General features: G+C 68.6%; 14 protein-coding genes. All 14 read right to left on the bottom strand.

The window, feature by feature from the left end; all coding sequences use genetic code 11:
* A complete protein-coding gene (locus tag SLW56_RS10595) occupies window positions 1-1,074 on the bottom strand; it encodes a chemotaxis response regulator protein-glutamate methylesterase (protein ID WP_267081455.1) in 1,074 nt (357 codons plus the stop codon).
* The gene (gene cheD / locus SLW56_RS10590) at window positions 1,071-1,673 is read right to left on the bottom strand and encodes a chemoreceptor glutamine deamidase CheD (RefSeq protein ID WP_017908723.1); all 603 of its coding nucleotides are present in this window, start codon (window positions 1,671-1,673) and stop codon (window positions 1,071-1,073) included. Before cheD ends, SLW56_RS10595 begins: the two co-directional genes overlap by 4 nt.
* Window positions 1,670-2,536, bottom strand: coding sequence for a CheR family methyltransferase (locus SLW56_RS10585; RefSeq protein WP_152238835.1), 867 nt, complete (start codon window positions 2,534-2,536; stop codon window positions 1,670-1,672). Before SLW56_RS10585 ends, cheD begins: the two co-directional genes overlap by 4 nt.
* A gap of 97 nt (window positions 2,537-2,633) precedes the next feature.
* The gene (locus SLW56_RS10580) at window positions 2,634-4,859 is read right to left on the bottom strand and encodes a methyl-accepting chemotaxis protein (RefSeq protein ID WP_320694808.1); all 2,226 of its coding nucleotides are present in this window, start codon (window positions 4,857-4,859) and stop codon (window positions 2,634-2,636) included.
* 361 nt (window positions 4,860-5,220) lie between these two features.
* On the bottom strand, window positions 5,221-7,446 hold the full coding sequence (locus tag SLW56_RS10575; protein ID WP_320694807.1) for a methyl-accepting chemotaxis protein: 2,226 nt from the start codon (window positions 7,444-7,446) through the stop codon (window positions 5,221-5,223).
* A gap of 169 nt (window positions 7,447-7,615) precedes the next feature.
* Entirely contained in the window at window positions 7,616-10,000 is a 2,385-nt protein-coding gene (locus SLW56_RS10570; RefSeq protein WP_152180626.1) for a methyl-accepting chemotaxis protein, read from the bottom strand.
* A gap of 102 nt (window positions 10,001-10,102) precedes the next feature.
* Window positions 10,103-10,465 (bottom strand): hypothetical protein, encoded by a 363-nt coding sequence (locus SLW56_RS10565; protein ID WP_017910574.1) that lies wholly within the window; start codon window positions 10,463-10,465, stop codon window positions 10,103-10,105.
* Window positions 10,466-10,665: 200 nt separating this feature from the next.
* Window positions 10,666-11,160 (bottom strand): chemotaxis protein CheW, encoded by a 495-nt coding sequence (locus SLW56_RS10560; RefSeq protein ID WP_017910573.1) that lies wholly within the window; start codon window positions 11,158-11,160, stop codon window positions 10,666-10,668.
* A 122-nt stretch (window positions 11,161-11,282) separates the two neighbouring features.
* The gene (locus SLW56_RS10555) at window positions 11,283-12,065 is read right to left on the bottom strand and encodes a flagellar brake protein (RefSeq protein ID WP_043091944.1); all 783 of its coding nucleotides are present in this window, start codon (window positions 12,063-12,065) and stop codon (window positions 11,283-11,285) included.
* A 60-nt stretch (window positions 12,066-12,125) separates the two neighbouring features.
* Window positions 12,126-14,333 carry a methyl-accepting chemotaxis protein gene (locus SLW56_RS10550; RefSeq protein ID WP_320694806.1) on the bottom strand — a complete coding sequence of 736 codons (2,208 nt, stop codon included), beginning with the start codon at window positions 14,331-14,333 and terminating at the stop codon, window positions 12,126-12,128.
* Window positions 14,330-14,764 carry a hypothetical protein gene (locus SLW56_RS10545; protein WP_320694847.1) on the bottom strand — a complete coding sequence of 145 codons (435 nt, stop codon included), beginning with the start codon at window positions 14,762-14,764 and terminating at the stop codon, window positions 14,330-14,332. The genes SLW56_RS10550 and SLW56_RS10545 overlap by 4 nt, the downstream gene beginning before the upstream one ends.
* Window positions 14,765-15,099: 335 nt before the next feature.
* Window positions 15,100-17,598 (bottom strand): methyl-accepting chemotaxis protein, encoded by a 2,499-nt coding sequence (locus SLW56_RS10540; protein WP_320694805.1) that lies wholly within the window; start codon window positions 17,596-17,598, stop codon window positions 15,100-15,102.
* Window positions 17,599-18,287: 689 nt separating this feature from the next.
* Entirely contained in the window at window positions 18,288-20,531 is a 2,244-nt protein-coding gene (locus SLW56_RS10535) for a methyl-accepting chemotaxis protein (protein ID WP_320694804.1), read from the bottom strand.
* Between the two features lie 346 nt (window positions 20,532-20,877).
* Window positions 20,878-23,106 carry a methyl-accepting chemotaxis protein gene (locus SLW56_RS10530; RefSeq protein WP_320694803.1) on the bottom strand — a complete coding sequence of 743 codons (2,229 nt, stop codon included), beginning with the start codon at window positions 23,104-23,106 and terminating at the stop codon, window positions 20,878-20,880.
* Between the last annotated feature and the right edge of the window lie 98 nt (window positions 23,107-23,204).

Below are 23,204 nucleotides of genomic sequence, written 5' to 3'. Positions count from 1 at the left end.
TCAGCGCGCCTGCACGGACAGCGCGATCAGGCGCTCGGCGATCTTGTCCAGCGGCAAGACCTCCTGCGCCGCGCCCAGGCGGAAAGCGGTGCCGGGCATGCCCCAGACCACGCTGGTGGCCTCGTCCTGGACCAGGGTGCTGGCCCCGGCCTGGAGCATTTCCAGCAGGCCGCGCGCGCCGTCGTCGCCCATGCCGGTGAGGATCGCGCCGATGGCGTTGGCGCCGGCGTTGCGTGCCACCGACTGGAACAGCACGTCCACCGCCGGCTTGTGCCGGTTGACCGGCGGGCCGTCGTCGATCTTGCAGCGCCAGCGCGCACCGTCGCGGATCACCTGCAGGTGCTTGCCGCCGGGCGGCAGGTAGGCGTGGCCGGGCAGGATCGCTTCGCCTTCGGTCGCTTCGCGCACGGCCATGGCCGAGTGCCGGTTGAGGCGGTCGGCGAACGCGGTGCTGAAGCCGGCCGGCAGGTGCTGGGTCATGACCACCGCAGGCGCGTCGGCCGGCATCCCTTCCAGCACCACGCGCAGCGCTTCGGTGCCGCCGGCGGAGGCGCCGATGGCGATCAGCCGGTCGGTGGTGCGGAACTTCAGCGAGGACACCGCGGCGGGCGTGGCGGTGGCGCCGGCCGGTTTCGGCGTGGCCGGCCGGTCCAGGGCGCGGACCTTGGCCTTGGACGCGTTCTTGACCTTGGCGATGATCTCTTCGGCGTACTCCTCCAGCCCGCGGGCCACGTCGAGCTTGGGCTTGGAGACGAAGTCGACCGCGCCCAGCGACAGCGCCTGCAGGGTGGTGTCGGCGCCACGCTCGGTCAGCGAGGAGATCATCACCACCGGCGTGGGCCGCAGCCGCATCAGGTTTTCCAGGAACGCCAGCCCGTCCATGCGCGGCATTTCCACGTCCAGGGTGATCACGTCCGGATTCAGACGCTTGATCTTCTCGCGCGCCAGCAGCGGGTCGGCGGCCGAGCCGACCACTTCCACGCCGGGCGCGCCCGACAGGATTTCGGTAAGGATCTGTCGCACGACCGCCGAGTCGTCGACGATCAGCACGCGGCAAGGGGCTTCCAGGCTCATTCGAACAACTCCACGGCACCGGTGACGGGGGCTTTGGCGAGACGGGCGCGCACCGCCGACTCGGCCGCGGCGATTTCGGCTTCCTCGTGCGCGTGCGGCAGGCGCTGCACGACCACGCGGCCGGTAGCGGGGAAGAACCAGATCTTGCGCGGATGGATGCCGCGCAGATCCTCGGCCACCACCGGGATATGTTCGGCCTTGAGGTAGTTCAGCACGAAGTCGGCGTTGCGCGTGCCGACCGGATTGTTGGTGAAGCCCTTGAGCACGTTGCCGCCGCCGAACACCTTGGCTTCCAGGCGGTTGCGGGCGGCGCCGCGCTTGAGCAGGTCGTTGATCAGCACTTCCATCGCGTAGCTGCCGTAGCGGGCCGGCGCGCCGTCGCCGCTCTGGCCGTCGGGCAGCATGAAGTGGTTCATGCCGCCGATCTTCAGCAGCGGGTCGCGGATGCAGGCGGCCACGCACGAGCCCAGGATGGTGGTCAGCGCGGTGTCGTCGTCCACCACCAGGTACTGGGTCGGCAACAGCTTGGCCGCCATCGTCTGGAAGCGCGTGTCGTGATAGCGCATCACCTGGTCCAGGGCCATGGCCGCGGCGCTCATGCGCGATCCTTCTGCGCCCGGCGATACAGCGTGCGGCCGCAGGGCTGGATCAGGTCGGCCGCATGCAGATAGTTCTCCGAATGGCCGGTGTAGAGCATGCCGTCGTCGTCCAGGTGCGGAATCAGCCGCGACAGGATGCCGCGCTGGGTGGGCTTGTCGAAATAGATCATCACGTTGCGGCAGAACAGCGCCAGGTACGGGCCGGCCACGTCGTAGCGCGGTTCCAGCAGGTTGAGCTGGCGGAACTCGAGCAGGTCGCGCAGCGCCGGCAGCACCCGGCAGTGGCCTTCGTTGGCGCCGCTGCCGCGCTGGAAATACTTGCGCTTGAGTGCGGGATCGAGGCTGGCGACGCGTTCCAGCGCGTACACGCCGCGTGAGGCGGTGGCCAGCACCTGGGTGTCGACGTCGGTGGCCAGGATCCGCACCGGCGGGGTCAGCGTGCCGAACGCCTCGCAGGCGGTGATCGCCAGCGAGTAGGGCTCCTCACCGGTGGACGAAGCGCAGGACCATATCTTCAGCGGCGCCGCGCCGGAGTGCTTCTGCAACTCTTCGCGCAGCCGCTCGAAATGGTGCGGCTCGCGGAAGAACGAGGTCAGGTTGGTGGTCAGCGCATTGGTGAACGCCTCCCATTCGTCGCCGCCGTCGCGCTCCAGCCAGTCCAGGTAGTCGCGGAACGAGCGCAGGCCCAGCACGCGCAGGCGCCGCGACAGCCGGCCGTAGACCATGTCGCGCTTGGCCGGGGCCAGGGCGATGCCGGCCTTCTGGTAGATCAGGTCGCAGACCCGCTTGAAATCGCGGTCGCTGAAGTCGAAGTCGCGATTGTCGGAACCGGAGGAGGGCGAAGCGGGAGTCTGGATGGCCATGATGCGCAGCGATGGTCGGTCAATCGGGTTATCGGCCGGGAACGGACGAAATTGACAGCCGGCAGTCAGGAAAGACCGCCGGCGGTGGCGTGGGGGCTCAGAACTCCTGCCACTGGGCCTCGCTGGCGGCGGCGCTGGCGGGGCGCGGGCGCGCTGCCGCACGCGGCCTGGCGCGGGCCGGGGCCGGCGCGGCTTGCGCAATCGGCGCGTTGGCGGCCACGCCTTGGTAGGTGTCCAGCTTGAAGGCGGCGATGGCCGCGCCCAACTGGCCGGCCTGTTCCTCCATCGAGCGCGCCGCGGCGGTGGCTTCTTCGACCAGCGCGGCGTTCTGCTGGGTGCTCTCGTCCATCTGCACCACGGTCTGGTTGACCTGCTCGATGCCGGCGGACTGCTCCTGCGAGGCGGCGGCGATCTCGCCCATGATGTCGGTGACGCGGCGCACCGAGGTCACGATCTCGCTCATGGTGCGGCCCGCCTGGTCGACCAGGGCCGAGCCTTCGGCGACGCGGCCCACCGACTCGTCGATCAGCGTCTTGATCTCCTTGGCGGCATTGGCCGAACGCTGGGCGAGGGTGCGCACCTCGGTGGCGACCACGGCGAAGCCGCGGCCCTGATCGCCGGCGCGCGCGGCCTCGACGGCCGCGTTCAGTGCCAGGATGTTGGTCTGGAAGGCGATGCCGTCGATCACGCCGATGATGTCGGCGATCTTCTTCGACGAGGCCTCGATCCCGTTCATGGTGGTGACCACGTGGCCGACCACGTCGCCGCCCTGCGAGGCCACCGCGGCGGCGCCGGCCGCAAGCTGGTTGGCCTGGCGTGCGTACTCGGCGTTCTGCTTGACAGTGGAGGTCAGCTCTTCCATCGAGGCGGCGGTGCGCTCCAGGCTGGCCGCCTGCTGTTCGGTGCGGCGCGACAGGTCGCCGTTGCCGCTGGCGATCTCGGTGGAGGCGACATTGATGTTGGCGGCGGCGGCATGGATGCGGCCGACGATCGCCGCCAGCTGCGCGGCGGTGGCGTTGGCGTCGTCGCGCATGCGACCGAACACGCCATGGAACTCGCCGTGCATGCGCGCGGTCAGGTCGCCGGCGGCGATGGCCCGCAGCAGCGTGGACAGCTCGCCCAGGTTGCGGTCGCTGACCTCCATCATCGCGTTGAGATCCTGCACCATCAGCCGGAACCCGTACTGGAAACGTTCCGGGTCGCCGCGCGTGCCGAAGGCGCCGGCCGCGGCCGCCTCCGCCAGCTGCTTGATCTGCTCGCTCATCGCGGTCAGGTTCTGCTTGGCCATGTCCATGGTTTCGGTGAGCACGGCCTTCTCGCCGGGCAGGCGGTCCATGTCCTCGGACAGGTCGCCGATCGCATAGCGCTGGATGATCTGCAGCAGGCGCATCTTCACCGCGATGTGCGAGGCCACCAGTTCGTTGGTGCCCTTGACCATCTGCCCGTACTCGCCGGGGAAGGCGTTCTCGTCCATGCGGTAGCTGATGGTGCCGCACGCGTGCTGCCGGGCCATCTCCTCTTGGGCGCGGATCACGCTGTGGATGCGCGAGCGCATGATCAGCATGTCGTCCATCAGCTCGCCGATCTCGTCCTTGCCGTGCGGATAGGTGGCGCCCTCCAGTTCGCCGCGCGCCACCGCCTGCGACAGGCGCTTGGCCGCGTGCAACTGGCGCGCCATCCCGCGCGCGATCAGCCAGGCGGTGAAGCTGGCGAACAGCACGGCCAGCCCGAGCAGCGTCACGATCAGGGTCTTGGTGTTGGCCAGCTGGCTGTCGGCGCGCTCCATCTCCCGGTTCAGTTCGGCGACGTTGTACTGGGTCAGCGCCACGATGCGCTCGAACAGGGTCCGGCGCAGCGTCCGCGACTGGGTGTCGGAGATCTTCTGTGCGCCGGCCACGTCGCCGGCGCGCAGCGCCGCACCCATCTCGGTGTTGGCCTGCAGGTAAGCCTTCAGCGTCTCCTGCACGCCGGCGTACATCTGCACCTGCTTCTGGTCGCGCATCATCGCGGCGATGACCTGCTGGTTCTTCGCCACCTCCGTGCGCACCTTCTGCATGCGCTTGAAGTAATCGGCCTGGGCCTGGGGATCGCCGGCGCGCGACAGTTGCGCCAGTTCGTAGGTACGGAATTCGCCCAGTTGCGCGCGCACCTCGGCCAGTGCCTGGGTCGCCGGCACCCAATCGTGCTGGATGTGCTTGAGCTCGGCGATGGACAGGTTGGTCCGGGAGTAGGTAAAGCCCCCCAGCACGACCGTCAGCAGCGTGGTCACGGCGAAGGCGAAGATCAGCTTGTCGCGGATTTTCAGGTGCGCAAGTACGTTCATGGGCATTCCATGTGCAGCAGCGGGTTGAAAAAGGCAGGGCGGCCGGCGGTCAGCCGGCGAAGACGAAGCGCGGCGAGGGCAGCGCCGCGCCAGTGGCGGCGCGCGCAGGCGGGCGGGAACCCATGCCGAACAGGGGCACGCGTGCGACGCCGCGGCGCCGCGACGGGAGGGTGGACGATGGCGGATGTCGGCGGCTGGGCATCACGTGCTCCCTGAACGGTCGCGGTGGTGATCCGGCGGTGACATGCGCGGACCACGAAGCGTGATCCTGATATCGACTAGCGCGGCGATAGCTTGAACCGTGCCGTGGTGCGAATCGGCGTGTCGTGCGTGATTGTGTCTATCGCAACGGTATGGCCGCTCAATCGGCCTCGATGGTCGGGGCTGCCGTGCGCACCAGCCGCAGCGGCGCCTGCCGTGCCGCACCGCGTGCCGGGGGCGCGGGCGTGGGGCCTGCGCCGCCGTGCGCGCCGGCCTGCGCCGGGTCCAGCCGGAACACCGCCGCCGCCTCGCCGAGCCGGCGGCCCTGGTCTTCCAGCGCCCGCGCCGAGGCGCTGGCTTCCTCGACCACGGCGACGTTCTGCTGGATCGCCTGGTCCATCTGCGCCACGGTGCGGCTGACCTGCTCGATGCCCATCGACTGCTCCTGCGAGGCCGCGGCGATCTCGCCGATGATGTCGGTCACCCGCTGCACCGAGGCGACGATCTCCTGCATGGTGCGACCGGCCTGGTCGACCAGGGCAGAACCTTCGTTCACGCGACCGACCGAGTCATCGATCAGCGTCTTGATCTCCTTGGCGGCATTGGCCGAACGCTGGGCGAGGGTGCGCACCTCGGTGGCGACCACCGCGAAGCCGCGGCCCTGTTCGCCGGCGCGGGCGGCTTCCACCGCGGCGTTGAGCGCCAGGATGTTGGTCTGGAAGGCGATGCCGTCGATCACGCCGATGATGTCGGCGATCTTCTTCGACGAGGCCTCGATCCCGTTCATGGTGGTGACCACCTGGCCGACCACCTGGCCGCCCTGCGAGGCCACCGCGGCCGCGCCGGTGGCGAGCTGGTTGGCCTGGCGGGCGTGCTCGGCGTTCTGCTTGACCGTGGAGGTCAGCTCCTCCATCGAGGCCGCGGTCTCCTCCAGGTTGGCCGCTTGTTGTTCGGTGCGGCGCGACAGGTCGTCGTTGCCGGCGGCCAGTTCGGTGGTGGCGCCGTGGATGCTGCGCGCGGCGGTCTGGATGCGGCCGACGATGTCGGCGAGCTGGTCGGCGGTGGTATTGGCATCCTGGCGCATCCTTGCGAACACGCCGTGGAAGTCGCCGTGCATGCGCGCGCTCAGGTCGCCGGCGGCGATGGCCTGCAGCAGCGTCGACAGCTTGCCCAGGTTGCGGTCGCTGACCTCCATCATCGCGTTGAGGTCCTGCACCATCAGCCGGAAGTCGTGCTGGAACCGGCCGGCGTCGCCGCGCACGCTGAAGTCGCCGGCGGCGGCGGCCGCGGCCAGGCGCTTGATCTCGGTGTTGATCGCCAGCAGGCTGGCCTTGGCCGCGTCCATCGATTCGTGCAGCACCGCGCGGCTGCCTGGCAGGCGGCGCGCGTCGCGGCGCAGGTCGCCATTGGCGTATTCGTTGAGCACCGCGATGGCGTCGACGATCGCGTCCAGGTGCTCGAACATCATGCGGTTGATGCTGGCAGCCAGGTCGCCGTACACGCCGGGGAAGTCCTCCGGCATGCGGTGGGACATGTCCTTGTCGGCGTGCAGCACGGCCATCCGTGCGGTCTCGCTGGAGAAGCGTTCCAGCATCCGGATCATTTCGCCGGTGGCGCGCAGCATCTCGCCGGTCTCGTCGCGGCCGGGATTGTCGATGCGCACGCTGAGGTCGCCGCGCGACACCGCGCGGATCGCCTCCAGGCTGCGCGATACCGGTCGCAGCACCGAACTGCCGATCAGCCAGTTGATGCCGAAGGTGAGCAGCACCAGGATGCCGCCGGCCAGGGTCATCACCCCGGTGAAGACCAGCGCCTGCGCCTGCACGTCGTCCATGTACACGCCGGTGCCGATCACCCAGTGCCAGGGCGCGAACGCGGCGTTGTAGGAGATTTTTTCGACCGGCTTGTCGCTGCCGGGCTTGGGCCACAGGTAGTCGACGTAGCCGCCGCCGGCCTCGGCTGCCTTCACGAACTCGCGGAAGATCGGCTTGCCGTCGGCGCTGAGCACCTGGCCGATGTCCTTGCCGACCAGGTCGTGGCGGGTGGGGTGCATCAGCATGGTCGGGTGCAGGTCGTGCACGTAGAAGTAGTCCACGCCGTCGCGGGCGCGCATCGATTCCAGGGTGCGCAGGGCGGTGCGCTGCGCCTCGGCCAGCGGCATGCTGCCCTTGTCCACCTCGGCCGCATAGGCGCGCACCACGCCCAGCGCCAGCTCGATCTGGCTCTTCAGTGCCTGCTCGCGCGTGTTGCGGATGTCCAGGTACTGCATGCGCGCGGCAATCACCGCCAGCAGGACGATGCCGGCACCCAGCAACAAGGTCTGCCAGAGGAACTTGCGGCGCAGCGGCAGATCCGAGAGGCGGGTGAGCAACGAGCGAGACGACATCGACCTGATCCTTGGAAAGGTTCCCAAAGGTTTAACGGCTCCGGGAACGGGGAAGTTGAGCGCGCGGCGCGACCGATCCGTAGACAATCCTCGCGCTGGCGCGGCGGTCAAAAAAATCCCCGGCGCGCAGGCCGGGGATGGGGGGATGCAGCGACAGGCCGAGCCTGTCTCAGAACTCCTGCCAGTCCGAATCGGCCAGGGCCGGCTCGACCTTGCGGGCACGCACCGCCGCCGGCTTGGCGGCGGCGACGGCCGCAGGCTTCTTCGCCGGCGCTGCCGGCCGCGGCGCGGACACGGCCTGCGGCGCGTGGACCGCGCTGGCCTGCGCCGACTGCTCGACGCGGAAGATCGACACGGCCTCGATCAGCTGGCCGGCCTGTTCTTCCATCGAACGCGCGGCGGCGGTGGCTTCTTCGACCAGCGCGGCGTTCTGCTGGGTGGTCTCGTCCATCTGGGTGACGGTCTGGTTGACCTGCTCGATGCCGGCCGACTGCTCCTGCGAGGCGGCGGCGATCTCGCCCATGATGTCGGTGACGCGCTGCACCGAGGCGACGATTTCGGTCATGGTCTGGCCGGCCTGGCGCACCAGGGTCGAGCCGTTGGCCACCTGGCTCACCGACGCGTCGATCAGGCCCTTGATCTCCTTGGCGGCGTTGGCCGAGCGCTGGGCGAGGGTGCGCACTTCGCTGGCGACCACCGCGAAGCCGCGGCCCTGTTCGCCGGCACGCGCGGCTTCCACCGCGGCGTTGAGCGCCAGGATGTTGGTCTGGAAGGCGATGCCGTCGATGACGCTGATGATGTCGGCGATCTTCTTCGAGGACGCCTCGATCCCGCTCATGGTCTGCACCACCTGGCCGACCACACTGCCGCCCTGCGAGGCGACCGTGGCGGCGCCGCCGGCCAACTGATTGGCCTGGCGCGCGTGCTCGGCGTTCTGGCGCACGGTGGAGGTCAGTTCCTCCATCGAGGCGGCGGTCTCTTCCAGATTCGCCGCCTGCTGCTCGGTGCGGCGCGACAGGTCGTCGTTGCCGGCGGCGATCTCGCCGGCGGCGGCATTGATCGCGTTCGCCGCCTGCTGGATGCGGCCGACGATGGCCGCCAGCTGCTCGGCGGTGGCGTTGGCGTCGTCGCGCATGGTCGCGAACACGCCCTGGAAATCGCCATGCATGCGCGCGGTGAGGTCGCCCTGCGACAGCGCGGTCAGCAGCCTGGACACTTGGCCGATGCTGTCGCCGTTGGCCTGCAGCAGGCCATTGAGCTGCTGCGCCAGCTGCAGGAAGAAGCCGTGCTTGCCTTCGATGCCGACGCGCCCGCTGAGGTCGCCCGCGGCGGCCTCGCGCACGATCTTGGCCACTTCCTGCTCGACCTGCGCTTCCAGGGTGCGGTCGCGCGATTCGCAGACAAAGCCGATGTGCGTGCCGTGCTGGTCGCGGATGGCGGTGATGGTCTGGGCGACGCGCGCGTCGACGTAGGCCATCTCGCGTTCCATCACCCCCTTCTTTTCCAGCTCCGCCAGGGTCTTGGGATCGTGCTGGTTGCCGTACTCCAGCACCGTCACCGGCGAGCCGACCAGCGGCAGGCTCGAATCGAAAGCCGGCGCCACCGAGTGGATCTGCTCGGCGTACTTGTCGGTGAGGCCCTGCATCGACGGGTTGGCGTAGACGATGTTGTAGTCCAGATCGACGATGAACATGCCGGTCGAGGAGTTGTCCAGCGCGGTGCGGATGCGCAGGTTCTCGGCGGCGACCGCGGCGTCGCGCTCGATGCGCCCGCGCAGGTCCTGCTGCATGCGCTTGAGCGCCTGCATCAGCTCGCCGATCTCGTCCTTGCTGTTGGCGTCGATATGTCCGTCGAGCTTGCCGGCGGCGACGTCGCTGGCCACCTTGACCGCATCGCGCACGCTGTTGGCGAGCATCCGCCCGAACAGGAAGGCCAGACCGACCGCTGCGCCAAGGCCGATCAGCAGGCAGATCAGCAGGGTTGCCGAGGCGTTGCGATAGGTGCCGCTGGCGGCGTCGGCCGCGGCCTTGGCCTGGCGATCGTTCTCGGCGATCAGGGCGACGACGTCGTCCACCACCTTGTTGTGCAGGGTGCGGGTCTCGCCGGTGAAGGTATCGATGGCGTCGTCGTGCAGGTCGAGCTGCAGCATTTCGTCGACGGACTGGTAGGAGGCGCTGGCCTTCTTCCAGTCGGCGACCAGACGGTCGTAGATGGTCTTTTCCTGCGGGCTGCCGATCTTGGGCGGATATTGGGCCAGGATCTGGTCCATCTGCTTCTTCAGCGCAACCTTGCGCGCGGCCGATTCCTTCTTCAGCGCATCGCTGCTGCGGATCAGGCTCTGGTAGGCCGCGTTGCGGTACTCGCCGAGGATGCCGCGCATTTCGCCGCCGGTGCGCACGCTCGGCACCACCTGCGACGACACATTCGTGGTCACGCCATCGAGCGAGTTAAGACCGCGGTAGGCGGCCACGCCCTGGATCAGCATCAACGCCAGCACGACGCCGAACGCCAGCATCAGTTTGGGCATCACCTTCAGATCTTTAATCCACTGCATGAGCGCGTTTCCCATAATTCGGAGGGGGCGACAAGGGGCAAAAAACGGCAAACGCCGCCGCGCCGGACCGTGTGCACGGGTCCAGCACGGCGGCGCTGAGGCTTACTTGATGGTGGCCAGCTTCAGGCTGGACGGCGCGCTGACCTGGATTTCGGCACGCGAGCTGTCCCGCTCGATCTTGCCGATCACGCACACGTCCTTGCCTTCCAGGGTTTCCGGGGCGAAGCCGAACTTGCTGCGGTCGGCGCCGGCGATGCGGGCGGAGAAGGTGTGGCGCGGGAACATGCCGCCCATGTACAGGAAGGTCGGCTCGCCTTCGGAATTCTGCGCGTACTTGGCTTTCTCGACCTTGCCGCAGACCATGCCGTCCTTGCCGACGAAACGGGTGGCCATCTCCGGCGGGATCATCTGCTGGGACTGGGCGAAGGTGCTGGGGCTGGCGGCGAGCAGCAGGACCAGCAGCATGGGAAAGCTCGGTTTCATGGAACGACTCCTTGGGGACGGGGGCTGAAGTGAGGGCCGTGTGATGCCGGCCACTCTTCAGCTATCGGCGTGAAACCGGTTAACTTGATTCGCCCAAGTGATAAACAGTTCGCATTTCAAATAAAAACCCGCCTTGCGGCGGGTTTCGTCTACAGCCGGGAGGCCGCCGCAGCGGCCGGGGGTCAGGCGGCTTCGTCGACGTGGGCGTGCTGCTGGCCGAACTCGGCGCTGTCGAGCAGGGTCTCGATATCCAGCAGGATCAACATCTTGTCGTCCTGGGTGCCGATGCCCGAGATGAAGCGGGTGTCGACCGCGGCGCCGAACTCGGGGGTCGGGCGGATCTGCTCTTCGTTCAGCGGGATCACGTCGGAGACGCTGTCCACCACGATGCCGACCACGCGGTTCTCGACGTTGAGCACGATCATCACGGTGAAGGCGTCGTAGCGCGCTTCCTTCAGGCGCAGCTTCAGGCGCAGGTCGATCACCGGGACGATGGTGCCGCGCAGGTTGATCACGCCCTTGATGTACTCGGGGGCGTCCGGGACCCGGGTGACCGAGTCGTAGCCGCGGATTTCCTGCACCTTGAGGATATCCACGCCGTAGTGTTCTTCGCCGAGGGTGAAGCTGAGGAATTCGCCGCCGGTGGCGTCGGAATTGGAGGTGGTCTTGTCGTTCATCGTGTGCTCCTGGTGCGCACGGGATTGCGGGTGGTGGCGTGGGTGGGAAAGCGCGACTCTAATGCTAGATCGGCGCAGCCACGGCGAACTTTAGACCTGGATCGGTCGGCCGCTTGCGGCGTTCAGGAAAGCACGCCGCTCTTGCGGGCGCTGCGCTGGCGCTCGATGCGGAACACGTAGCGCTGGATCGCCGCGTCGGCACCGCGCGGCAGGTCCTGGAAGCGCATGCCCACGCGCAGGGTGTCCTGGCCGTTGGCGAGCTTGGAGACATACATGTTGCAGACCTGCAGGGTCAGCCGGATGGCGTCGGCATCGGGCAGCTGCAGCACGCAGTTCGGATAGCTCTGCTGCAGCTGCGGCATCGGCTGGCCCTGTACCAGCGCCACCGCCAGGCCGCCGCCGCTGATGTCCACCACGCGCAGTTTCAGTTCGACCTGGCCGGCATCGTCGTCGATGCGCAGCACGCACAACGGCGAATCGGTGATCGGGGTCTCCAGGCGGAAATGCTCGCGCCGCTGCAGGTAGTAGAGCGATTCCGGCAGCGGCGCGCGCAGGCCCGGCTGGCCGTTGTCGTCGGTGCGCTGCGGGCTTTCGATGCGGAAACGCACCCGCACCTTTTCCAGCTGGGCGAAGCACAGCAGGTACTCGGCCTGCTCGGCGGCGCGGTTGGAGGCCTCGTTGACGCTCAGGTCCAGCAGCACGCTGTCCTCGTCCAGGTCCAGCAACGCGGTCGAGAAGGCCTGGTCGCGACCGCCCACGTGCGCGCTGACCTGCGAACGCTGCTGGATCAGCGACTGCAGCAACTGGCGGATCTGTCGCGGCTTGGTCAGCAGGAAACGGTCGTCCTCCACTTCTTCTTCCGGCGAAGTCGGGACAGGGGAGTCGCTGGGAGTGCCTTCGGCCATGGTGGAGAGTGGGTACTGGAGGTGGGTGGGGCGGCACCGCGTCGGGCCGCCCCACGCATGCTATCGGCTGAGCTGGACTTTTTTGTAGACCGGCTGCACGTTGCCGCCAGTGGCGACCGCGTTCGACGGCGGGCGCTGCTCCAGGGTGAAGGATGCCACGGCCCGTGCCAGTTCGCCCGCCTCGTGTTCCATCGACCGGGCGCTGGCGCTGGCTTCCTCGACCAGGGCGGCATTCTGCTGGGTCGCCTCGTCCATCTGCACGACGGTCTGGTTGACCTGCTCGATGCCGGCCGACTGTTCCTGCGAGGCCGAGGCGATGTCGCGCATGATGTCGGTGACGCGCTGGACCGAGGTCACGATGTCCTGCATGGTGCGGCCGGCCTGGTCGACCAGGGCCGAGCCTTCGGCCACACGGGTCACCGAATCGTCGATCAGGCCCTTGATCTCCTTGGCGGCGTTGGACGAACGCTGCGCCAGCACGCGCACCTCGCTGGCGACCACGGCGAAGCCACGGCCCTGCTCGCCGGCACGCGCGGCCTCGACCGCGGCGTTGAGCGCCAGGATGTTGGTCTGGAAGGCGATGCCGTCGATCACGCTGATGATGTCGGCGATCTTCTTCGACGAGGCTTCGATGCCGCTCATCGTGGTGACCACCTTGCCGACCACGCTGCCGCCCTGCGAGGCGACCGCCGCGGCGCCGACCGCCAACTGGTTGGCCTGGTGCGCATGCTCGGCGTTCTGCTTCACGGTGGAGGTCAGCTCCTCCATCGATGCGGCGGTTTCTTCGAGGCTGGCGGCCTGCTGCTCGGTGCGACGCGACAGGTCGTCGTTGCCGGCGGCGATCTCGCCGGCGGCGGTGTTGATCGCGTCCGAGGCGCCCTGGATCTGCCGCACGATCGCCGACAGCTGCTCGGCGGTGGCGTTGGCATCGTCCTTCATGTTCGCGTACACGCCCTGCAGGTCGGCGTCGATGCGCCGCGACAGGTCGCCCTCGGCCAGCGCGCGCAGCATCTGCTGGATGTGGCCCAGGCCGGAGGCGCTGGCGGCGAGCATGGCGTTGATCTGCTCGCCCAACTGCAGCAGGAAGCCGTGCTTGTCGTCCAGGCGGATGCGTCCGCCGAGGTCGCCGGCGACCGCGCCACGCACGATGCCGGCGATCTCCTCTTCCACCGCCACTTCGTCGGTGCTGTCGGCCCATTCCACCACGAAGCCGAGGCGATTGCCGGTCGCGTCGGTCACCGGATTGACGATCAGGCGCATGGTGTGGCCGCCGACGCGGATCTGCGCGCGGTGCGTGCCGGTCAGCTCGGCGAGCATGCGCGCCTGGTGTTCGGGATGGCGGTGGAACACGTCGATGGTCTTGCCCAGCAATGCGCTGGCATCGAACTGCGGCAGGTCGCGGCGCAGGTCTTCCTGCACCTCGCTGAGCATCTGCAGCAGCGGGCGGTTGACGTAGACGATGCGGCGGTCGGCATCGGCGATCATGACGTTGGTGGTGACATCGTCCAGCGCGCTGCGGATGCGCTGGGTCTCGCGCTGGGCCTCGCTGTCCTGCTCGCGGCTGCGCAGCAGCTGCGCGTTGGCGGCCACCAGGGTGTGGGCGATGGAGCCTTCCGGCAGGTCCAGCTCGCGGATCGCGGCCGACAGCGGCTGTTGCTGGGCGATGGCGCGCGCGGCCTGGGCCAGGGCGTGCGGGTCGTGGCCCACGTCCAGCAGTTGCCGCCGCATCTGCACCGCCATCGGCACCAGGATCGCCGCTTCCACCGCCACGTACAGCGCATGGATCGCCAGGATGCCGATCCCGGCCTCGGTGGTGAACACCCGCACCGGCAGGCCGCGGTGCTGCAGCCAGAAGAACAGCACGTGATGCACGGCGATCGCGGCGGCCGCGACCATGATCGGCCGCCAGTCGCGGTAGTACAGCAGCAGCGCGATCAGCAGGATGACGCCGAAGTGCACTTCGATCATGCCGCCGGCCTGCTGGATCAGCGCTGCGGCCAGCACCATCAGGCCCAGGGCCACGGTGCAGCGGCTCAGCAGGCTGCCCGGATGCAGCTTCACCTGCAGGGCCATGACGGCCAGGGTCGGCAGGCTGACCGCCAGCCACGGCGTCCACGCGCCCTGATGCCAGGCGGCGGCCAGGCTGGCGAGGGTGGCCAGGACCGCGACGACCACGAACAGCCGGTCGGCCTGCGCCGCCAGTTTCTGCAGGTAGACGTAGCGCTCGTTGCCGACGAGAAAGCTGCCTTGGGTAGGCGAGGCGCTCATGAGAGGGATTCCTTGGAGTCGGTGGGACATCCGCACTGGGCGGGAGAGATCAGCGGCGCGGCGCCACTGGTGGCGAGCAGCCGCGGCAGCAGCGACGCGGCGGCGATGGACGTGCCGCATCCGGCCAGCTGTGCCGGGCCGGCATAGATCAGGCGGGACTGCGCATCGAAGACGATCAGTGCATAGGGCAGGGACGGCGGCGCCAGCCGGGCGCGCAGGTCCACGCTGCGCATCCCTGAAAGTGCGAGCGCCGCAGGTGCAGCGCACTCGCAGCCGGCCACGCGCAGGCGGAACGCCACGGGCTGCCCGTCGGCAGCGTCGATGGCGGGCGCAAAGGCCAGCAGGCGCGCGCGAATGGCCGCGGCGCTGTCGGCCGGCGGCGGCCTGGCGAGCGCCACCAGTTGGCTTGCCGCCCAGATGCTCCAGAGCACCAGCAGCAACAGCCCCCATGGCAGGCGGGTGAAACCTCCCCAACGGGGCGTTGTGGTGGATAGTGCCTGCATTGGAAACCGGCCAGCGCGACGCCGGCACTCACCGGCTGTTCACGTTATCGACAGCGCCTATCGATCCTTAAGGTGGTATTCATCACATTTCACACAGTGGTAACGACGCTGGTGGGGGGTTTTCGAAAAAAAGGGCTGCCTTGCAGGCCTGGAAACGCAATCGGCCGCGGGGGCGTTCCGCGGCCGATCGGCATATCGGGTTGTTGTTCCGGCGGCGCGGCGTGACAGGCCGAGCCTGGGGGGCGCGACCCGCGCGCCTGGACTCAGGCGGCCGCGTGTGTCGGCCTGGGCGCGACCGGTACCGCCGGCGCACGCACCGAGGATGCCGCCGCCTGCACCTTGAACACCGCCACGGCCTGCCGCAGGTGGCCGGCCTGCTCCTCCATCGAACGCGCGGCGGCCGTGGCTTCTTCCACCAGCGCGGCGTTCTGCTGGGTGCTCTCGTCCATCTGGGTGACGGTGCGGTTGACCTGCTCGATGCCGGACGACTGCTCCTGCGAGGCGACCGCGATCTCGCCCATGATGTCGGTGACGTGCTGCACCGAGGTCACGATCTCCTGCATGGTGGTGCCGGCACGCTCGACCAGGGCCGAGCCTTCGGCGACGCGGCCGACCGACTCGTCGATCAGCGTCTTGATCTCCTTGGCGGCGTTGGCCGAGCGCTGGGCGAGGGTGCGCACTTCGGTGGCCACCACGGCGAAACCGCGGCCCTGCTCGCCGGCACGCGCCGCTTCCACCGCGGCGTTGAGCGCCAGGATGTTGGTCTGGAAGGCGATGCCGTCGATCACCGAAATGATGTCGCCGATCTTCTTCGAGGACGCTTCGATGCCGCTCATGGTCTGCACGACCTGGCCGACCACGGCGCCGCCCTGCGAGGCGACCGAGGCCGCGCCGGCGGCCAGCTGGTTGGCCTGGCGCGCACGTTCGGCGTTCTGCTTGACCGTGGAGGTCAGCTCCTCCATCGACGCAGCGGTTTCCTCCAGGCTGGCGGCCTGCTGCTCGGTGCGGCGCGACAGGTCGTCGTTGCCGGTGGCGATCTCGCTGGCCGCGGCATTGATGCTGACCGCCGCGGTCTGGATGCGCGCGACGATGACGGCCAGTTGCTCGGTGGTGGCATTGGCGTCGTCGCGCATGGTCGCGAACACGCCCTGGAAGTCGCCGTGCATGCGCGCGGTCAGGTCGCCGGCGGCGATCGATTGCAGCAGCGCGGACAATGCCTGCAGGTTGCCGTCGGCGGTGGCCATCAGCTGGTTGAGGCTGTCGACCATCAGGCGGAAGTCGTACTGGAAGCGCGCGGCGTCGCCACGCACGCTGAAGTCGCCGGCGGCCGCCGCACCGGCCAGGTGCTTGATCTCGCTGTTCATCGCGGTCAGGTTGTGCTTGACCGTGTCCATCGTCTCGGTGAGGCGGGCTTTCTCGCCGGGCAGGCGGTCCATGTTCTCGGACAGGTCGCCGATGGCATAGCGGCCCATGATCTGCGCCAGGCGCTCGGTCACCGCGATGTGCGCGGCGGCCAGGGCATTGCTGTCGCGGACCATGCGCCCGTAGTCGCCGGGGAAGACGCTCTCGTCCATGCGATAGCTGGTCTGGCCCCCATCGTGGCGCCGCGCCATCTCGATCTGTGCGGCCAGCACTTCGCGCAGTTGTTGCTGCATGCGCTGCATGTCGGCCAGCAGCCGCCCGCTTTCGTCGCGGCTGGGCACCACGATGCGGGCGTCGAGGCGGCCTTCGGCGATGTCGGCGGCGACGCCGGCAGCGCGACGCACATTGCGGGTCAGCGTGACCAGCGTATGCGCGCAGATCGCCGCGATCAGCAGCGTCAGCACGCCGAGCCCGGCCACCGCGGTCCACATCGCCTGCAGCGAGGCGTCCAGATGACGCTGCGACTGGCGCTGCAGCGCCTGCAACGCGGTGGCGCTCAACCCGTGCAAGGCCTCGTCCCAGCCATGCAGGGCCGCGTTCCAGCGCTGATCGGCATCGGCGCTGCCGCCGTCCAGGGCCTGCGCCAGTTGCGGCAGAGCGCGATCGGCGACGGCGGCTTCGGCGGCGACCGACTGCGACAGGGCCGGATCCGGCTGTTCGAGCAGGCCCAACGCCTTCTTCAGCTCATGCCGCAGGCGGCCCTGATCGCGAGCCAGTTCGGCGATCTGCGCGCGCAGGACCGGGGTGTCGGCGCCGGCCTGCGAGGGGTCGCGCATCGCGTCCAGCCGGGTCAGGGTCTGGCTGGTCACCGGGGCGTAGATCAGGCTGCTGACCACCAGGTGGTAGCTTTCCACGTAAGGCGTATAGACCAGTTGGCTGTCGTCGCGCAGGGCGTCCAGCGCGTCGTCGGCCTGGTCGGCGACCGCCGCGAAGTCGTTGCGCCTGCTCTGCAAGGTCTGTTGCAGTTGCGCCAGCGCCGCCGTGCTGCGGTCGAAGCCGGGCAGGGCCGGCACGGTCCGTTGCAGTTCGCGCAGCGCCCGGTCCGCGGTGTCGCGCGCCTGCGCCGTGTCGGCGACGGCGCCGACCTGTTCTTCCTGCAGGGCCGCCAGCAGCCGCAGCATCTCGCGCAATGGCGCGTAGCTGCGCAGCTCGGCGCGGCTGACCTCCACGCCGTCGCTGAGGGTGCGGGTGTACAGCAGCAGGGGAATGGCCAGCCCGATCAAGGCCAGCACGCCGATCAGGCTGAGCTTGCGCGCAATGGGGAGATCGTGCCAGACCCGCAAACGCGAGCGGCGGTCGGAGGCGGGCGGAGCGGCGTGGTTCGCGGAGTGCGACGTCATTGCGCGGGTCTCTGGGGGAAAGCGAAAGAAGGCATGCGCTCGCGAGCAAGCGCATACGATGGGAATGTAGGGGGGCGGACAGCGATCGAACTTCGCCGGGCGAAGACGCGCGCATGCGAGGGGATCGCCAGCGCTCGGCCGAATCGGGCAGATCTTTAGCGGCGGCTTGAGACAAAGATTGAATCTGTGATCTCGGCGGAGTTACGCGGCCATCAGGGTTGTGGCGCCCATGTGAGGAAAGGAGTGGGCAGGACATACGCGCTGCGGCGCGCTGCGGATGCAGCGCCGATGCAGGAGCTGCGCGATCTGCAAACGGCCGCACGATTCCGGGATGTGCAGGCCTGTCGAGAAGGCTGCGGGAACCGCGGTGACCGGCGCGTGTTGGCATGTCCTCGCTCGGTCCATTCGCCGATGGACGTGCCGCGCCGCTGTCGCTGGTGTCGCCTGCAGTGGGCGTGATCCGGCCGTGCCGGGCTGGCATCGAGGTCGGGCGAGGCAGGGGCAGTGGGGCGCTGGCGCGCCGTGGCAGGCACGCGATGGTGGCGAGGAGGCGCGGGGCGATGGCCGATGGCGGCGCGTGTCGAGCGCGCGTCGGGACAGCCGGCGTTCGATCAGGCAGGGGATGGCGGAATGTGCCGCTGGTGCAGGCGAGGTGGCCAGGCCGTGTGCGCCTGGCCACCGCCGTGGCCTCAGAACTCCCGCCAGGCGTCGCCGTTGCTGCCGGCGGCCACGACCGGACGGCGTGCCGCCGGTTGCGGCGCCGCGCCGGCCTTGCTCGCAACCCGCGCCGCCGGCTTGGCCGGTACCGCGCGGACCGCGGCCGGCGGCGCGATCGTGGCGACACGGTCGATCTTGAACAGCGCGACTGCATCGCTGAGCTGCACCGCCTGTTCTTCCATCGAGCGCGCGGCGGCGGTGGCTTCTTCGACCAGCGCGGCGTTCTGCTGCGTGGTCTCGTCCATCTGGGTGACGGTCTGGTTGACCTGCTCGATGCCGGCGGACTGCTCCTGCGAGGCCGCCGAGATCTCGCCCATGATGTCGGTGACACGCTGCACCGAGGCGACGATCTCGTTCATGGTGCGGCCCGCCTGGTCGACCAGCGCCGAGCCGGTGGCGACGCGGCCGACCGAGTCGTCGATCAGCGTCTTGATCTCCTTGGCGGCGTTGGCCGAACGCTGGGCGAGGGTGCGCACTTCGCTGGCGACCACCGCGAAACCGCGGCCCTGTTCGCCGGCACGGGCCGCTTCCACCGCCGCGTTGAGCGCCAGGATGTTGGTCTGGAAGGCGATCCCGTCGATCACCGAGATGATGTCGGCGATCCTCTTCGACGAGGCCTCGATGCCGCTCATGGTCTCGACGACCTGGCCGACCACCGCGCCGCCCTGCGAGGCGACCGAGGCGGCGCCCACTGCCAACTGGTTGGCCTGGCGCGCGTGCTCGGCATTCTGCTTCACCGTGGAGGTCAGCTCCTCCATCGACGCGGCGGTCTCTTCCAGGCTCGCCGCCTGCTGCTCGGTGCGGCGCGACAGGTCGTCGTTGCCGGCGGCGATTTCGGTGGCAGCGGCATTGATGCTGACCGCCGCGGTCTGGATGCGGCCGACGATGCCGGTCAACTGGTCGGCGGTGGCGTTGGCGTCGTCGCGCATGGTGGCGAACACGCCGTGGAACTCGCCTTCCATGCGCGCGGTGAGGTCGCCGGCGGCGATGGACTGCAGCAACGCCGACAGCTTGCCCAGGTTGTTGTCGCTGACCTCCATCATCGCGTTGAGGTCCTGCACCATCAGCCGGAAGTCGTGTTGGAAGTGCGCGGCATCGCCGCGGGCGCTGAAGTCGCCGGCGGCGGCGGCCGCCGCCAGGCGCTTGATCTCGGTATTGATCGCCAGCAGGCTGGCCTTGGCCGCATCCATCGACTCGTGCAGCACCGCACGACTGCCGGGCAGGCGCCGGGCGTCGCGGCGCAGGTCGCCGTTGGCGTATTCGTTGAGCACGCCGATGGCGTCGACGATGGCGTCCAGGTGCTCGAACATCATGGTGTTGATGCCCTTGCTCAGCTCGCCGTAGACGCCCGGGAAGTCCTGCGGCATGCGGTGCGACATGTCCTTGTCGGCATGCAGTTCGATCATCAGCGCGGTTTCGCTGGAGAAGCGCTGCAACTGGGTCTGCATCCGGCCCATCGCGACCAGCAGGCGGCCGGGTTCGTCGCGCGCGTCAGTGCTCACGTCGTTGTCCAGGCGGCCATCGGCGATGGCTTCGGCGGCGCGGGTGGCGCGGCCGAGCGGCCCGGTCAGGCTGCGGGTGATCGTCCAGCCCAGCAGGCCACTGACCAGCAGGACCGCAAGGCCGCCGGAGATGAGGATGATGCGGCCCCGCGCCATCGCTGCCGAGGAGATCGCATAGGCCTCCCGGCTCAAGCGCCGCTGCAGATCGGCATTGGCGCGGATCGCCGCCTGCTGCTTCTCCATCGCCAACGCGGCATCGCCCAGCAGCAATGCCTGCGCCTGGGCGTTCAGGTCCTTCTCGCCGAGCGCCAGCACCTGGTTGTTGAGTTGCACCGACTGCGCCCGCGTGCGCTCGATCGTGGCCATGGCCTGGCGTTCGGCCGGGGTCGCCGGCATCGCCGACAATGCATCGTGCGCGGCCTTGTAGCGCGCCCGGTTGCGCTGCACGATGTCGATCATCTTCTGGTTGGCCGCATCGCCATCGACGATGGTGATGGACAGCAGCCCGATCTGCACATTGGTGTTGGCGTCCAGCATCTCGTTGGAGAGGCGGACCTTTTCCATGTTGCCGTTGACGATGCTGTCCAGTTCGCGATGCGCCCTGGCCATGGTCAGCAGCCCCATGGCGACCAGTACACCGGACAACAGGATGAGGATGCCGAACGCCATGCCCAGGCGCCGACCGACGTTGTAGCGTTGCAGAAGTGCGTTCATAGCCGACCTTTGGGGGACAGAAGGAGTCGGGTCGCACGCGCTGGCAGGCCAGCGTTGCGGCGCCTCGTGGCGATGCGCTGCCACCCCATGGATATCGACATGGCGGCCAGGAATTGAGCGGTGTGCGGATCCTTGTTGGCGGGCGGTTAGGAAGCTGTCTGCCTTCCGACGCGTGTTGGTCGGCGAAGGCAAAATCCGACGTGGTTCCGACATGCGCCGGCGTGTAATGCACCGAGCTATGGTTCGCGTATTGCAGGAATGCGCAGCTGCGTAAGGGCTGCGCTGCGAACGCCGGGCGTTACCGCCGGGACCGGTCGCCATGCCGGCGGCATGGCGACCGTACGACTCAGAACTCCTGCCAGTCGCCGCCGGCCGCGACCGCGGTGCGCTTGGCGGGCTGCCGCTGCGGACGCGCCGTCACCTTGGCCGCACGCGGCGCGTTGCCCGTGGCAGGCGGCGCCGTTGCCGCACGCACGCCGGCGTTGTCGATCTTGAACAACGCCACGGTGTCGCTGAGCTGGCCGGCTTGTTCCTCCATCGAGCGTGCGGCGGCGGTGGCTTCTTCCACCAATGCGGCGTTCTGCTGAGTGGCCTCGTCCATCTGGGTGACGGTCTGGTTGACCTGCTCGATCCCCGACGCCTGCTCCTGCGAGGCCGCCGAGATCTCGCCCATGATGTCGGTGACGCGTTGCACCGAGGCCACGATCTCGCTCATGGTGCGGCCGGCCTGATCGACCAGCGCCGAGCCCTCGGCCACGCGCGCGACCGAGTCGTCGATCAGCGACTTGATCTCCTTGGCGGCGCCGGCCGAGCGTTGTGCCAGGGTGCGCACTTCGCTGGCGACCACGGCGAAGCCGCGGCCCTGGTCGCCGGCGCGGGCGGCTTCCACCGCGGCATTGAGTGCCAGGATGTTGGTCTGGAAGGCGATGCCGTCGATGACGCTGATGATGTCGGCGATCTTCTTCGACGAGGCCTCGATCCCGCTCATGGTCTGAACAACCTGGCCGACCACGTTGCCGCCCTGTGAGGCCACAGAGGCCGCGCCCACCGCCAACTGGTTGGCCTGACGCGCGTGCTCGGCGTTCTGCTTGACCGTGGAGGTCAGTTCCTCCATCGACGCGGCGGTTTCTTCCAGGCTCGCCGCCTGCTGCTCGGTGCGGCGCGACAGGTCGTCGTTGCCGGCGGCGATCTCGGTCGAGGCCGCGTTGATGCTGACCGCCGCGGTCTGGATGCGACCGACGATGCCGGTCAGCTGTTCGACGGTGGCGTTGGCGTCGTCGCGCATCCGCGCAAACACGCCGTGGAACTCTCCATCCATGCGCGCGGTGAGATCCCCGGCGGCGATGGATTGCAGCAGGGCCGACAGCTTGCCCAGGTTGTGGTCGCTGACCTCCATCATCGCGTTGAGGTCCTGCACCATCAGCCGGAAATCGTGCTGGAAGTGCGCCGCATCGCCGCGGGCGCTGAAGTCGCCGGCGGCGGCGGCCGCGGCCAGGCGCTTGATCTCGGTGTTGATCGCCAGCAGGCTGGCCTTGGCCGCGTCCATCGATTCGTGCAGCACCGCGCGGCTGCCTGGCAGGCGGCGGGCGTCGCGGCGCAGGTCGCCGTTGGCGTATTCGTTGAGCACGCCGATGGCATCGACGATGGCGTCCAGATGCTCGAACATCATGGTGTTGATGCCCTTGCTCAACTCGCCGTACACGCCCGGGAAATCCAGCGGCATGCGGTGGCTGATGTCCTTGTCGGCATGCAGTTCGATCATCAACGCCGTTTCGCCGGAGAAGCGCTGCAACTGCCGCTGCATCGCGTCCATCGCCAGCAGCAGGCGTCCCGGCTCGTCGCGGGCGTTGGTCGTGACGTCGTTGTCTAGGCGGCCGCTGGCGATGGCCTCGGCGGCACGCGTGGCGCGGTTCAGCGGCATGGTCAGGCTGCGGGTGATCGCCCAGGCCAGGAAGACGCTGACGACCAGGACGGCCACTCCACCTGCGATGAGCATGTTCCGGCCGCGCGCCATGGCGCGCGTTGCCGTGGCGTAGGCGTCGTGCGTCTGCTGTTCCTGCAAGGCGACGTTCTGGCGGATTTTCGCTTGCCACGCCAGCGTGGCCGGGCGCGAACGCTCGCTCAGCAGTGTCTGCGCCTCGGCGTTGCGCCCGGCGTTCGCTAGGTCGATCACCTGATTGTTGAGGGTGCGCGCGATATCGCGCGCCGCATCGATGTCGGCGCGCAATTTGACCACGCTTGCACTGGTTGCGGGAAACTTTTCCAGTTCGTTGCGCAGGTCGCTATAGCGTTGGCGCTTATCCTTGATCTCGGCGAGCGCCTGCTGGTTGAGATCCTCGCTGGTCACCATGGACAGTGTGCCGAGTGCGACCAGGATGTTTGAGTTGGCATCGAGCATGCCGTTGCTGATCCGCATCTTCTCGACGTTGACCTTGACGATGCTGTCCAGTTCATGGCGCGCGCCTGCCATGGATAAAAGGCCGGCCGCGACCAGCAGGCAGGACAGCAGGATCAGCAGGCCGAAGGCACCGCCGAGGCGGCGTCCCACGTTGTAGCGTTGCAGAAAGGCATTCATGTCGACCTCTTCGTTGACGGTGTCCCTGGGGCGTCCAGGTCCTTGTCCCTACAGACTCCGGCTGCGTTCACGTGACCGGAGGGGTGGGCGTGGCGGTC

This window comes from Xanthomonas sp. LF07-6, from assembly GCF_034105445.1.
GTDB lineage: Bacteria > Pseudomonadota > Gammaproteobacteria > Xanthomonadales > Xanthomonadaceae > Xanthomonas_A > Xanthomonas_A sontii.
Note: the sequence above shows the minus strand (reverse complement) of the source record. Positions and strands in the feature narration are given on the sequence as shown.